Genomic DNA, 12,976 nt, shown 5'->3' on the forward strand with positions numbered 1-12,976 from the left:
CCCCACATGAACACCCCCACACCCCCACCCGCAACCACCCCGCGGGGCCCCGCGCCCCCCCCCCCACGGCGTCATGCCGTCATGCCGTCATGCCGGCCCGGGACAAGGCGCTTGTCAACCTGGCCTCTGGGACACCTCGTACAAGGGAACTCAGAGCGGAGCCGTGGTACGGGATCCCGCTGACAGCCAACGTGAACCACGCCCGCAGTCCCGCCGCCGGAGGCAATGGGGGTGCGGGCGCAACGGCCGTGACAGCGGTTCGTGCATGCCGTCGTAAGCGCCGGTGAGCCATACGGTAGCGCCGACCACCCGCCACGGTGGTGCCGAGCAGGGAGCGTGGGGCGAGCAGGATGCCCCCAGGCACACGCCCGCGGCGTACGAGGAGACCGTTCTTCTCGTACACGACTGCGGCAGCTTCGGGCATGCCGCCTGGCAATACACATGTCGCAGGGCTCCGCGCAGTGGCCCGTCCCGGCACGGCTGTAGTTGATCGGGCGCCGGTTGACAGCGATGGTCTTGGCAGCCACGTCGCGAGGTGCCGCTCCGTCACAGTTGGAGAGGCCGTTCCGGCCGCCCTGGCAGGTACACCGGGCCTCGGGCGAGTCTGTCGACCGCAACGGTCCAGGCGGCCTCGCGACGGCGGTGTCGGCAAGGTGGGCGTTGCCGCCGTCGACGATGACGTCACCGCAACTGGCACGGGCGCGCACAACCCGCTGATCACGTCTGCACCGACGACCAACGGAGGAGTGTCGGCCACCGGTCAGGCGGCCGAGGCTCGTTCGCCACCGCTGGCATCGGTGATGGTGAGCACACGGCGTCGGTGAGATGCGCGCCCACGACGTAGCGCGTATCGGCTTTGCTGATCGGTCGTACGAAACGTTGTGGGGCCCGGGACATTCGGGCCCCACAACGCATCCGCACCGGTGACCACCGCGTGCGCCGGCGAGATTGCTCAGGTCGGGCGAAGATCAGCGCGAGCAGGGTCAGGCCGACGACGACGATCTGCATGGCGATGAAGCACCCAGCCGGGAGCGATGCCCGCGTAGGTCGGAGAACGCGCGGCCGATGGTGACCGCGGGGTTCGCGAAGGAAGTGGAGGCTCTCGGCGACGTGCCTTGTACCTGCGCGGCTACGGTTTCGGCTGTGCTCTTCTGGGCGCAGCGGCATTGCCCCTCACCCGGTACATGCCGATGGAGTCGTGCGTGGTGGTGGCGGCGAAGCCGAACTTTTCGTAGAGGTGGCGGGCGGGGCCGTCCGCGATCAGCGAGATGTAGGCGGTGGCGGGGGCCCGGCGATCCAGTTCGTCGGTGAGAGCGGCCATGATGCGCCTGCCGAGGCCACGTCCTTGGTGTTCGGGGTGAACGCAGACGTCGACGATCTGGAACGCGGTGCCGCCGTCACCGATGATGCGGCCCATGCCGATGGGCTGCTCCTCATGGTGGACGAGTACGCCGTACCAGGTGTTGGGCAGGGCAAGCTCAACCGCCTCGGGGGCTTTGTCCGAGAGGCCGGCCTCGGTGCGCAGCCGGCGGAAGACCTCGACGGAGGGCACACCCGGGCTCAGCTCGTAAGGGTCGTACACGCTGGTCTCCTTTCTGGTGCGGGCGGGTGTCGGCTTTGGCCTACTGGTTCTTGGCTGGGATCAGCCACAGGGCGATGACGGCGGAGGCTGCGGCCATGCCGGTGGCGGCGAGGAACGCGTTGTCGAAGCCGGAGGCGGCTTGCACGCCGGTGCGGACGGCGATGCTCGTGGCGGCGGCGGTGGAGGCGGCCGCGGCTCCGACCGAGGCGCCGAACTCGTGGAAGGTGCTGACGATGCCTGACGTGACCCCGGCCTCGCGGGGTGCGACGCTGGCGAGCGCGGTGGAGGAGGCGACGACGAACAGCGCACCCAGTCCCGCCGCGGCCACGCTCACCCCGGTGACCATCGCGGTGGTCCCGGACCAGAGCACCGGTACGAGGAACCCCGCCGCTGCCACGGCCAGGGCGGCCACAGCCAGCAGTCGTGCTCCCATCCGGCCGATCAGGGTGCCGGCGACGGTGGCGGCGGCCATGGTCAGCAGTGCCACCGGCAGGAACAGCACGCCGGTCATCAGGGCGCCGTGGCCTTGGCGGTCCTGGAGGTAGAAGGAGCCGAGGAAGAAGACCCCCACCATCAGCGCGGTGGCGACGGCGATCACGAAGGTGCCCGCCACGACCGGGCGCCGGCCGAGCAGGCGCAGGTCCATCAGCGGTGCGCCTGCCCGGCGTTGCCAGGTGGCGAAGGCGGCGTAGGCGGCTGCTGCGGCGGCGATGAGGAGGACGGTGGCGGCGTTGACCCAGCCGTGGTCGCCGGCACGAATGAGGGCGTAGATGAGGGCGCCGGTCGCGGCGGCCACCAGGGCGGCGCCGGGTATGTCGAGCGGGCCGGTGGCCGCGCGGGGCAGGTGGGGCAGGAGCCGGGCGAGCAAGACGAAGACGATCAGGCCGACGGGGACGTTGACGAAGAAGACCCAGGCCCAGCCAGGGCCTGCGGTGATCAGTCCGCCCATCAGCACGCCGAGGGCGGCTCCCCCGCCACCGAGTGCCGACCAGATGCCCAGCGCGCGGTTGCGTTCGTCGCCGTCGAACAGCCGTACCACCACGGACAGAGCGGCAGGCGACAGCATCGCGGCGCCCGCCCCCTGGGCGATCCGGGCGGTGAGCAGCAGCGGGGCGCCAGTGGCGAGTCCGGCGGCCAGGGATGCGGCGGTGAAGATGGCAAGGCCGGCCAGGACGACCCGCTTGGGGCCGAACAGGTCGGCGGCCCGTCCGCCGAGCAGCATCAGGCTGCCGAAGGTGAGGGCGTATCCGCTGACCACCCAGGTCAGCGCCGTGCGGTCCAGGCCGAGTTCGGCGCCCATGTGTGGAAGTGCGATCGCGACGACGGTGATGTCGAGGATCAGCATCAACTGGGCCAGGCCCAGCAGGCCCAGGGCCGGCCAGCGCATCGGGTGCGGCGTCTGCGGTGCGTTGGTGGTGGTTTCCGTGTCTCTCATGACGCTCAACCCCTCATCACTAAGCCGTACAGCGATGTTCAGGTTATACACGTGAGGGGTCCAAACCAAACAGGGTTGTTTGAGTTCTGGGGTACGGTGGGCGCATGAGCAGCAAGAGCACCACCAAGCGCGCCGACGCTCTGCGCAGCATCGAGGCGATCGTGCAGGCCGCGGCCGAATGCCTCGGGCGAAACCCGGACGCGAGCCTGAGCGAGATCGCGCGGGCCGCGGGTGTGGGCCGGGTGACGCTGTACGCGCACTTCGCCTCCCGGGCGGAGGTCGTCGATGCGGCGATGAGCCGCGCCCTCGACCGGGGCAACGAGGTGCTGGACGCGGTCGACCTGACCGGTGATCCGCTGCTCGCCCTGGAGCGCTACATCGAGGCCGGCTGGCACCTGGTGGACCAGGCCCAGGCGCTGCTCGCCGCCGCCCAGCGGGAGCTTCCCGCGGGACGTATCCGGGAGTTGCACGCCGGGCCCGCCGCCCGGGTCGAGGCGCTGGTTGCCCGCGGACGGGCCGAGGGGGCCTTCCGTACGGACCTGCCCATCGCATGGCTGGTCAATGTCCTGCAGGCGGTCATGCACAGCGCGACGGAAGAGATCCGCGCCGGCCGTCTGAACCCCGACCGTGCGGCCGGCCACATCACGGCCACGGTGCTCGCCGCCTTCACACCGCCGGGCACCCGGGTACCCGAGCCCGGCGGCGGGGCGTGACACCGGCGGCCCTCCGCGAAAACTCGCCGGCAGTTCCAGAATCGGCCCCAGATGGCAGCGTGTACGCATCTGGACGGCGTCCCGGACGGCTTCCGTCCCCGCACCGCTTCTCATCCAGTTGTCCCCAACCAGCACCCACGGAAGCCGCCCCCTCGGTCAGCGGCCGCCGGTGGATGTCCGGCGATCGCGCTCGTAGCCCCCGTCGATCGTCGGGTCCGAGGTGACGGTGCCGCCGAGCTGGTCGGTCCAGTTCCGGATCCACCCGGCGGGCGGGCCGGCGGGCCGGCGGCGGAGAGGAGCTGTGAACGATGAGGTGACTCCGTATCGGCTGGTGAAGGCCTGGCGCAGCGTCTCGGTGGAACCGAACCCGCACCGCGTGGCCACGCCTGCCAGCGGAAGCACGGTGGACGAGAGCAGGTGAGCGGCCGCCTCGGTGCGGGCCTTGCGTACGAACCGGGCCGGCGACTGCTCGAGGTGTTCCACGAACAACCGGGTGAGGTGGCGCGTGGTCACACCTGCGCGGGCCGCCAAGGCGGTCACCTTCAGGTCGTGGTCCGGATGGCTCGTTATGTGCTCGACGAGCTGTCGGACCACGTCGTCCCTGGGCGGCGGGGATGCGGTGAACAGGCTCATCTGTGCCTGGTTTCCCGGCCGCTGCAGGTAGGTGACCAGGTCGCGCGCCACTCGGCGAGCCAGCTCGGCACCGTGATCCTCCTCGATAAAGGCAAGCGTGAGATCCAGGGCACTGGTGATGCCCGCCGCCGTATAGACGTTCCCGTCGCGGAAGTAGATGGGGTCGGAATCCACGGTGATCTTCGGGTGTCATGCGGCAAGCTGGGATGCGAACCGCCAGTGCGTGGTGGCGCGGCTCCCGGCTCTGGAGTTCCTGGCGTGGCTCCTCGTCGTCATGCCGGTCTGCTACCTGATCTTCGGTGCGCTGCGCGGGGAGCTCCGCACGGCAGGCGCGCTGGTGCTCCAGACGGCAGGGCTGCTCGGCTTCGGTGCCCTGGCCATGGTGGCGCTGGCAATGGATCACGGCCTCGGCTGGTGCGTCCTGGCAACCGGCTGGCTCGGGCACGCCGCCTGGGATCTGCTCCACCGCCGCACCAAGGCGGTTGTCCCCCGGGCGTGGGCGGAGTGGTGCTTCGTCGTCGACCTGCTCATCGCCGCCGCGATGATCTTCATTCCGTAGCCGTACGGCCCTGGACCGCGACACCCTCGACCCCGTACCTGGTGCGCACCGAGATCCTCGACGGACGACATACCGTACTACAGACGGGTATGTCAGGATCCGACGCGGATCGGGCCCCGCGTCCGATCGGGTCGTCTTTCTGCTCAGCCCATGCGCGCCTGATGTACCGGGCTTCCGATTGAGCCATGAATGAAGCGATAAGTGGGATTAATTGCCGCTTGTCACTCCATCGAGCTCGAAGGAGACGCACGATGCGTCGTTTCACGGCAATGGCGCCGGTCGCGGCCACGGCGCTCGCCGCGGTCCTCGCCTACGGACCGCTCGCGCAGGCCACCTCCCCGGACCGCGACCCCGGCCCGCATGGTGACGGCGAGAAGGTCATCAAATTGGACGACTCCGTGAGGGAATTCGCCGCCATCGACGTGGGTGGCCCGGGCATGAGCCTCGGTGACGAGGCCATCGGCTTTTCGGACTTCTTCCAGAACGGTCGCAAGGTGGGCACAGGCGGCTTCGTCTGCACCGTCGTCAGCCTCCAGAAGAGTCTGCGGCAGTGCGAATCCACCCTCCGCCTGGCCCAGGGTGACATCACCCTGCAAGGCTTCGCGCCTTTCATCGTCAGCTTCCCGACCAGGTTCACGCTCGCGATCACCGGCGGTACCGGCGCCTACCGCGACGCCCGTGGCTATATGGACGGCGTCAACATCGACTCCTCACATGCCAGGCTGACCGTCCACCTCACCAGGTGACCTCCGGGCACCACTCACTACGGCCCGGGGTGCGGCGGAACCGGAACGCAGGGGCGGCTGCCGCATGACGCTCCGCGTCCGGAAAACCGGGAGCGGAGGCGAGACCCGCCCGCGCGGGAGCGCGCCGCCGTCTCCGTATGCGACAAGTCGAAGGGCCCGGGTCACCGAGGTGACCCGGGCCCTTCGTCACTGGTTCGGGTTGAGCTGCGGGAACAGTCCGTACAGGACGCTCGGTTGCCTTCGGTGGGGATGGTGTCGGTGCACTGCAGGCGGATCGGGGCGTCGGCGATCGCCAGCCATCGGTTGGCCTCCACCGCCAACTGCGGGCCGAAGCGAAGGGACTGGATCAGGGACCGGGCGGTGCCGTTGAAGCCGGTCATGACGTCCTTGGCGCCGCGCCAGCCGTAGATCGCCTGCGCGGAGTGAAGCGGATCGCAGCGTCCTGGGCGATCGACCGGTTGAACGCGATGGGACAGGCCGCGCCGTGGGGTGCTGGTGGCGAGCTGGGTGAGGGCGGTGGTCTTGCCAGCGCCGGCGCCGCCTGGATGACGAGGTGGTCTCCGGCTCTCCAGGCCCTGCGCGCCAAGCAGCACGGCGGCATGGCCTCGGCTCAACTCCTCATCGATGAAGTCGAAGTGATCGAGGGGAGCTGGTCGCCGCCTCACAGGAAGGCCGGGCACCGGACACGGCCTGAGGTGATGGGTCTGGCAGCAGATGAGGGCAGCGGCGGTTCCCGCGGCGATCGCCGCGGCCGGAAGCACGACAGCGGACCTGGTCACCCAGCTCGGTCAGCCGATCGGCGCCTGACCGATCCGTCCATCCCTCCCAGCCCCGCGCGACCTCCGACTGAGGAACCTTGTTGTCCTCACGCTCGCAACGATTCTCGTCACGCGCTCCAGAAGGAAAGGCCCAGGCCGGAGGATGGCTTCCCGGCCTGGGCCTTGTGCCGTCCAGAGCAATACAGCCGTCCATATCCGTCCGCAGCGTCCTCGTCGTCCTTCGCTGTCAGCCGGTTACGGCGCTTGGGGCTGCTCGGCCTTCCCGTTCACCGCGCCTGGCGGTGCGGTGAACGGACCAGCCTGCCCTGGCGAGCACTCGCCATCAGGCCACGCAACGGGCGAAGACCTGCACAGTGCCTGAGTTCTTCGACTCGTTCTGGAATGTGATCTGCCACTGTGTGGCGTTCATCGCACGGTTGTCCGTCACGTCGATGCTGGCGGAGGACACCTTCCAGCCACCGCTGACGGCATTGGTGCCCGCAGGGCAGGTGACAGTGACGGTCTTGATTTGGTTGGCCGCAATCGACCCGACCGGACTGTTCACGGTGTCGGGGGACGAGGCGGTCACTTCCACAGCCAGCGCAGGGGACGCCAGGCCAAGAGCCAGCGCGGGGGCGGCGGCCAGGGCGAGGAGCTTGGTGCGGGTCATGGTTCGACCTCCTTGAGTGGCTCGCGCATTCGCAACGAATCGAACGCACGACCACCAGACTGAGCGGGGCGGAAGGGAACCGCCATTCGATACCCCCATAAGAGTGACGAAATGCCTACCATTGTTTATTGATCATGGTCGATTGCGAGAAGCGACCGCCGACTGAGCGCTGATGCAAGGCTTTTGCCTGGCTTCTTTTGCCGGTCCAGCCTGGCGCTCACTCGAACAGTGCCTGGCTCAGGACGGCGCGCATGCGTCGCTGCCCGATGGCGGTCCCGATTTCGGGCCCTGTCGGGTCACCGCGCAGGCCTCCGCAGAGGACTATGGTCCGGGTGCTTTGCAGCACGTCCCACATCCGGTCGGTCATCCGCACTGCACCGACGTCGAGGATCTGGGTCGCGTGCCCCAGACCACCGAAGCGGAAGATTCCCTTCCAGGACCGGGATGCGGTGTGGAAGATGGCGAACCAGTCCGAGCGGGCTTCGGGCGGTTGCGGGTGGTGCCGTACCGGCCAGACGTTGGCGGTCTCCAGATGGCGCGGGCCCGCGGTGTCGAACGCGCGTTGAGCACGATCACGACGATCCTGTCTGTGCTCTGTCCAGGGCCACTGCTGTGGGCACGGTGGGGTGCCGACGTACGGTGAAGCCGCCGTCGTTCTCTCCACAGCCCCGCTCGCAACCGTGTCACTGCGGCAAGGGCGGTGGCAACGCCCCGGAGTTCCCGGGGGGATCGTCATTCAGCGGTAGCGCGACTTTTGTGGCCGTTGGGGGTATTAGGGCTCTGCGCCCAGACGATGCACCAGCGTCCAGGTGGCGCCGTAGCAGGCGTCGGGCGTTACAGCAGACGGGAGATGGGCCGGGGAGGCTTTACGACCGGCAACTCGGCAACGCAGAGACCCTCTCCTTTCGGGTATGACTTTCCGGAAATAATAGGACGGTCGCAGTGCGGTCGGCGTAGCTGTATCCTCCGCGTTCGTGCAGACCAGCCCCCGTTCCGATGCGGCGTCCCGAACCCGGGCGCGTCACGGCGCGCCCCGCGAGACCGCCGCCACGCGACCTGTCTTCGTCGACCCCTCCGGTCGGCGGCAACGGCGGGTGCGCCGAGTCGGCTGGCTGCTGGCTGTGCCCGCCGGCGCGTACGTCGCCCTGCTGCTGAGCGCCGCACTCGGGGGTCCGACGGTCTCCGCGCCGTATCTTCCGCTCCCCGAATCCGACCACCGCCCGGGTGTCTCGGAACCCGGCGTCTCCGGGCCCGGCCGGGGGTCACCAGCCCCGCGGAGCAGCCAGGCCAGCGCCCGACCCAGCCGTGCGGGGACCAGCACGACCGCAGCCGATGCCCGTCCGGCGCCCACCGCCACGGCGACCGCGGTGGCGGTCACCACGCGTCCGGCCGCCGCTGCGCCCAGCGTCAAGCCCTCCGCCGCGACGACGCCACCGGCTGCCCAGGCGACCCACGGCAAGAGCACGGCCACTCACCCCGCCCCGGCCCACAGCACTGGTGGCGGCCGCCCCTGACCCGGGCAGCTGATCCGCCGTCGAAGAGAGTCCCCCGATGTCGCACGCCCACACCCGCGCCGCCACCTCCCGTTCCCGCAGGCGGGGTGACCGTCGGGGAGTCGCACGCAACACGCCCCTGCGCACCCACTGGCTGCTGCTGACGGTGCTCGTCCTGACGCTCAGCGCGGCCCTGCTCATCCAGGGCTACACGCAGCACATGTTCGGAATCAGCGATGACTCCGCATCGGCCGGTGGCCCTTCCGACCACGTGCCCGCCGTCGTCACCCACGGCGGTCCGGTGATCGACAGCGCGGCGTCCCCAGCCCGCACCGCCCGGCCCCGGCCGCACACCATCGCCCTCACCTTCGACGACGGCCCTGACCCGACGTGGACGCCGAGGATCCTGGACGTGTTGCGACGCCACCACGTCCACGCCACCTTCTTCGTCGTCGGCACCCAGGCCGCCGCGCACCCGGAGGTGGTCCGACGCATCCTCTCCGAGGGGCATCAGATCGGCGTCCACACCTTCACGCACGCCGATCTCGCAGGCATCCCCCGCTGGCAGCGCTCGCTCGAGCTGCGTGAGGCCCAGCTGATGCTGGCCGGAGCCACCGGAAACTCCAGCTCGCTCCTGCGCCCGCCGTATTCCTCCACCAACGAAGCCCTGGACAACCAGGATTGGGAGGCGATCCGGGCGGCCGGAGCGGACGGCTACCTGACCGTACTGAGCACGCTCGACAGCCAGGACTGGCAGCGACCGGGGGCGGACCGGATCGTGTCCAACTCCCTGCCTCACGGTACCGCCGGCCAGATCCTGCTCATGCACGACGGCGGCGGCGACCGAGCCCAGACCGTCGCCGCCCTCGACCGGCTGTTGCCGAAGCTCGCTGCCCGCGGTTTCACCGTGACGACCGTCGGTGCGGCCGCGAACGTCCCGACGGCCGTCAAGCCGGTCGCGGCCAAGGACCACTGGCTGGGCCTCGGACTCATCGCGGCACTCGACGGCAGTGCGTGGGCACTGCGCATTCTCGGCTGGCTGCTGTACGCGGCCGGAGCGCTCGCGCTGTTGCGCGCCGGTGCGGTGCTGTTCGCCGCCCGGCGTCACGTCCGCCGGCGCGGCACCGCGTGGGGGCACCCGGTCACCGCGCCCGTCAGCGTGATCGTGCCCGCCTACAACGAGAGCGCAGGCATCGAGGCCGCGGTCCGCTCGCTGCTCGCCTCCGACCACCCCGTCGAGGTCATCGTGGTGGACGACGGCTCCACGGACGGCACGGCCGACCTCGTGGAAGCGCTGCGTCTCCCCTACGTCCGCGTCGTCCGCCAGGCGAATGCCGGCAAACCCGCAGCCCTGAACACCGGGATCGCCGCCGCCTCGCACGACCTGCTCGTCATGGTCGACGGCGACACGGTCTTCGAGCCCGATGCGGTCCGCATGCTGGTGCAACCCCTCGCCGACCCGCGGGTGGGCGCCGTCTCCGGCAACGCCAAGGTCATCAACCGCGGGGGGCTGCTGGGCCGTTGGCAGCACATCGAGTACGTCGTCGGCTTCAACCTCGACCGTCGGCTGTTCGATCTCGCCGAGTGCATGCCCACCGTCCCCGGCGCCGTCGGTGCGTTCCGGCGTGAAGCACTGCTCCGGGTCGGCGGCGTCAGTGACGCCACGCTCGCCGAGGACACCGACCTGACCATGGCACTGTGCCGGGACGGCTGGCGGGTGGTCTATGAGGAGAACGCGATCGCCTGGACCGAGGCGCCCGCATCCCTCGGGGCGCTGTGGCGGCAGCGTTACCGCTGGTGCTACGGAACATTGCAGGCGATGTGGAAGCACCGGGGGGCCCTCGTCCAGTCCGGCGCGGCAGGCAAACTGGGCCGACGCGGCCTGGTGTACCTGCTGCTCTTCCAGGTCCTGCTACCGCTGCTGGCACCGGTCGTCGACATCTTCGCCGTATACGGGCTGATCTTCCTCGACCCGTTCCGCATCCTCGGACTGTGGCTGGCGTTCCTGGCCCTACAGGCCGCGATGGGCTTCTACGCCTTCCGCCTCGATGGCGAAAGCTCCCGTCCGCTGTGGAGCCTGCCCCTGCAGCAGTTCGTCTACCGCCAACTGATGTACCTCGTGGTCATCCAATCGGTCGTGACCGCGACCGCGGGATCGCGGCTGCGCTGGCAGCGCATGGAGCGCTACGGCAGTCTCTCGGTACCCGTCCACACGCCGACACCGGAGCCTGGACCGGCACAGACGGTCTCCACCGCCACCAGCTTGGCCGACTCCTGGATCCGCGAGGCCCGCTCCCCCGGAGGCACGGCCGACGTTCCGTACCTGCACAACGGGCAGACACCGGCGGGAAGCCAGAGCTACGAGCACGGCGGACCGCCCTGGGACATCCGTCCCGGCTGGTAACCCGTCTGGTGGTTCGGCCCGTTAGCGTTTGGCCGCCGCCCGGATGCTCTCCTCCACGTCAGGAGTTGCGCGGAGCAATGAGGCCGGATTCGTAGGCCACTACCACGAGTTGGGCGCGGTCGCGGGCGTGGAGCTTGGTCATGGCCCGGTTGATGTGGGTCTTTGCCGTCAGCGGGCTGATCACCATTCGGTCGGCGATCTGATCGTTGGACAGCCCTTGCGCGACCAGGACGACGGCCTCGCGTTCGCGGCCGGTCAATTCTGCCAAGCCGGTGTCGGCGACGGCGGGGATCGGCTGGGTAACGTATCGGTTGATCAGCTTGCGGGTGATGGACGGCGCGAGCAGCGCGTCACCGCGGGCGGCGACGCGCACAGCGTGCACGAAGTCGTCCGGCACGATGTCCTTCACGAGGAATCCGGCGGCGCCGGCACGCAGCGCGTCCAGGATGTACTCGTCCATCCCGTAGTTGGTGAGGATGACCACGTGCACCTGAGCCAGGGCCGGGTCCGTGGCGATACGCCGGGTGGCCTCGATGCCGTCGACGACCGGCATCTGGATATCAATCAGCACGACGTCGGGCAGGTGCTGCTTTGTCAGTGCCAGGCCTTCCGCGCCGTCGGCGGCCTCGGCCACCACCTCGATGTCGTCTTCGAGGTCGAGGAGTGCGCGGAATCCGCTGCGAATGAGCGGCTGGTCGTCGACCAGCAGGACACGGATCATGAGGTGTGGTCCAGGGGGAGTTCGGCTTGGACTGTGAAGCCGCGCTCGCTGCGCGGCTGCGCGAGGAGCCGGCCGCCGAGGGCGGTGACGCGTTCACGCATGCCGAGCAGACCCAGGCCGTGCTTCGGTACTGTGTCCGGCGTGGCCTTGCCGTCGTCATCGACCTGGATGGCGAGTGAGTCGGCCCGGTAGTCGATGCGGACCGACGCGGTCGCGGCGGAGGCGTGCCGGGCGATGTTGGTCAGCGCCTCCTGAACGATCCGGTAGGCGGTCCGGCCCACCGCGGCCGGCAGGTCGGTCCGCCGTCCCTCGATCGTCAGCGTCGTCTCAAGGCCCGCCCTGTTTGCCTGCTCCACCAGCTCCGGGATGTGGTCGAGCCCGCGGGGCGGGGTGGTGTCGTCATCGCGCAGCGCCTCCAAGGTGGCGCGCAGTTCCCGGGTCGCCTCACGTCCGGCTTCCTGGATGGCCAGCAGGGCCTCGGATACCTGTTCACCTCGCCTGCGGGCGACGTGAACGGCGACTTCCGCCTGCACCTTGATGATCGAGATCTGGTGGGTGAGCGAATCATGCAGCTCCCGCGCGATGTGCAGGCGCTCCTCATCCGCACGGCGCCGCGCGGTCTCCTCCCGGGTGCGCTCGGCTTCGTCCGCCCGTCGCTCGGCCTGCCGCAGCGCCTCCCCCGCGGCGAACGCGGCGATCAACCAGGCAACCTCGAGGACGTGGCGGGCCTGTGCCAACGCCTCGCCCGCAGGCCCATCATGGAAGACCAGGGCAGTCAGCTGAAGAGCGACCAGCATGGTCACGGACGCCGCCACCGTGACGGCGCGGTGCCCGGCCCGCACCGCGCCGTACACCGCGACCAGGTACGGGACGGAGAGCGCGTCAAAGCCTGCCGCCTGATACCCCACCGCACACAGCCCGGTAATGACCAGGACGGTCAGCGGAGCGCGGCGACGCGCGGCCAGCGCGAGGCCGCCGGCCGGCAGCAGCGCGTAGCCGATCACGTCGGGGTTCGTGCCGGGGTGCGCCTTGGGCAGCCCGGTGCTCAGCAGCAGGGCCGCCACACCGAGAGCGATCGCCCAGTCTCCGACACCGGCCGGGACGCCGAACCGTCCTTTGGTCATGCGCGCACCTTAACCGGGTGTCGCTGCGGGCAAGTCCCGCTCGTGGACGAGCGGGACGCTACCGCGCCTGCAGTATCCGCACGGTTTTCTGCCACATCCGCAGCAGGCGTCTGCGGCTTCGGCGGCATCGCAAAGTAA

General features: G+C 69.7%; 11 protein-coding genes and 1 pseudogene. 4 read left to right on the forward strand and 8 right to left on the reverse strand.

The window, feature by feature from the left end; all coding sequences use genetic code 11:
- Positions 1-1,129: 1,129 nt before the first annotated feature.
- Positions 1,130-1,582 carry a GNAT family N-acetyltransferase gene (locus ABZ312_RS36405; protein ID WP_500439567.1) on the reverse strand — a complete coding sequence of 151 codons (453 nt, stop codon included), beginning with the start codon at positions 1,580-1,582 and terminating at the stop codon, positions 1,130-1,132.
- Positions 1,583-1,622: 40 nt separating this feature from the next.
- On the reverse strand, positions 1,623-3,017 hold the full coding sequence (locus ABZ312_RS36410; RefSeq protein ID WP_500439568.1) for an MFS transporter: 1,395 nt from the start codon (positions 3,015-3,017) through the stop codon (positions 1,623-1,625).
- A 104-nt stretch (positions 3,018-3,121) separates the two neighbouring features.
- Here ABZ312_RS36410 and ABZ312_RS36415 point away from each other — a divergent pair, with 104 nt between their 5' ends.
- On the forward strand, positions 3,122-3,730 hold the full coding sequence (locus tag ABZ312_RS36415) for a TetR/AcrR family transcriptional regulator (protein ID WP_500328269.1): 609 nt from the start codon (positions 3,122-3,124) through the stop codon (positions 3,728-3,730).
- Between the two features lie 156 nt (positions 3,731-3,886).
- On the opposite strand, the gene ABZ312_RS36420 is transcribed toward ABZ312_RS36415, so the two are convergent.
- Positions 3,887-4,537, reverse strand: a complete 651-nt coding sequence (locus ABZ312_RS36420) for a GlxA family transcriptional regulator (protein WP_500439569.1) — start codon at positions 4,535-4,537, stop codon at positions 3,887-3,889.
- A gap of 49 nt (positions 4,538-4,586) precedes the next feature.
- Here ABZ312_RS36420 and ABZ312_RS36425 point away from each other — a divergent pair, with 49 nt between their 5' ends.
- Both ABZ312_RS36425 and ABZ312_RS36430 read left to right on the forward strand, forming a co-directional pair.
- A complete protein-coding gene (locus ABZ312_RS36425) occupies positions 4,587-4,922 on the forward strand; it encodes a hypothetical protein (protein WP_500439570.1) in 336 nt (111 codons plus the stop codon).
- A gap of 251 nt (positions 4,923-5,173) precedes the next feature.
- The gene (locus ABZ312_RS36430) at positions 5,174-5,668 is read left to right on the forward strand and encodes an allene oxide cyclase barrel-like domain-containing protein (protein WP_500328272.1); all 495 of its coding nucleotides are present in this window, start codon (positions 5,174-5,176) and stop codon (positions 5,666-5,668) included.
- 239 nt (positions 5,669-5,907) lie between these two features.
- On the opposite strand, the pseudogene ABZ312_RS36435 reads toward ABZ312_RS36430, so the two are convergent.
- From ABZ312_RS36435 to ABZ312_RS36445, 3 genes and pseudogenes are all read right to left on the reverse strand, one after another.
- Positions 5,908-6,090: pseudogene (locus tag ABZ312_RS36435) on the reverse strand (DNA helicase); the annotation flags it as partial.
- A 679-nt stretch (positions 6,091-6,769) separates the two neighbouring features.
- Positions 6,770-7,096, reverse strand: a complete 327-nt coding sequence (locus tag ABZ312_RS36440; protein WP_500439571.1) for a hypothetical protein — start codon at positions 7,094-7,096, stop codon at positions 6,770-6,772.
- A 217-nt stretch (positions 7,097-7,313) separates the two neighbouring features.
- A complete protein-coding gene (locus ABZ312_RS36445) occupies positions 7,314-7,760 on the reverse strand; it encodes a hypothetical protein (RefSeq protein ID WP_500328274.1) in 447 nt (148 codons plus the stop codon).
- Between the two features lie 887 nt (positions 7,761-8,647).
- Between ABZ312_RS36445 and ABZ312_RS36450 the strand changes: the two genes are divergently transcribed.
- The gene (locus ABZ312_RS36450) at positions 8,648-10,993 is read left to right on the forward strand and encodes a bifunctional polysaccharide deacetylase/glycosyltransferase family 2 protein (protein WP_500439572.1); all 2,346 of its coding nucleotides are present in this window, start codon (positions 8,648-8,650) and stop codon (positions 10,991-10,993) included.
- Between the two features lie 58 nt (positions 10,994-11,051).
- Here the strand turns inward: ABZ312_RS36450 and ABZ312_RS36455 are convergent, their stop codons facing one another.
- Both ABZ312_RS36455 and ABZ312_RS36460 read right to left on the reverse strand, forming a co-directional pair.
- Positions 11,052-11,714, reverse strand: coding sequence for a response regulator (locus tag ABZ312_RS36455; protein WP_500358481.1), 663 nt, complete (start codon positions 11,712-11,714; stop codon positions 11,052-11,054).
- Positions 11,711-12,838 carry a sensor histidine kinase gene (locus ABZ312_RS36460; RefSeq protein WP_500358482.1) on the reverse strand — a complete coding sequence of 376 codons (1,128 nt, stop codon included), beginning with the start codon at positions 12,836-12,838 and terminating at the stop codon, positions 11,711-11,713. Before ABZ312_RS36460 ends, ABZ312_RS36455 begins: the two co-directional genes overlap by 4 nt.
- Between the last annotated feature and the right edge of the window lie 138 nt (positions 12,839-12,976).

This window comes from Streptomyces sp. NPDC006207 (assembly GCF_040613835.1).
Lineage (GTDB): Bacteria > Actinomycetota > Actinomycetes > Streptomycetales > Streptomycetaceae > Actinacidiphila.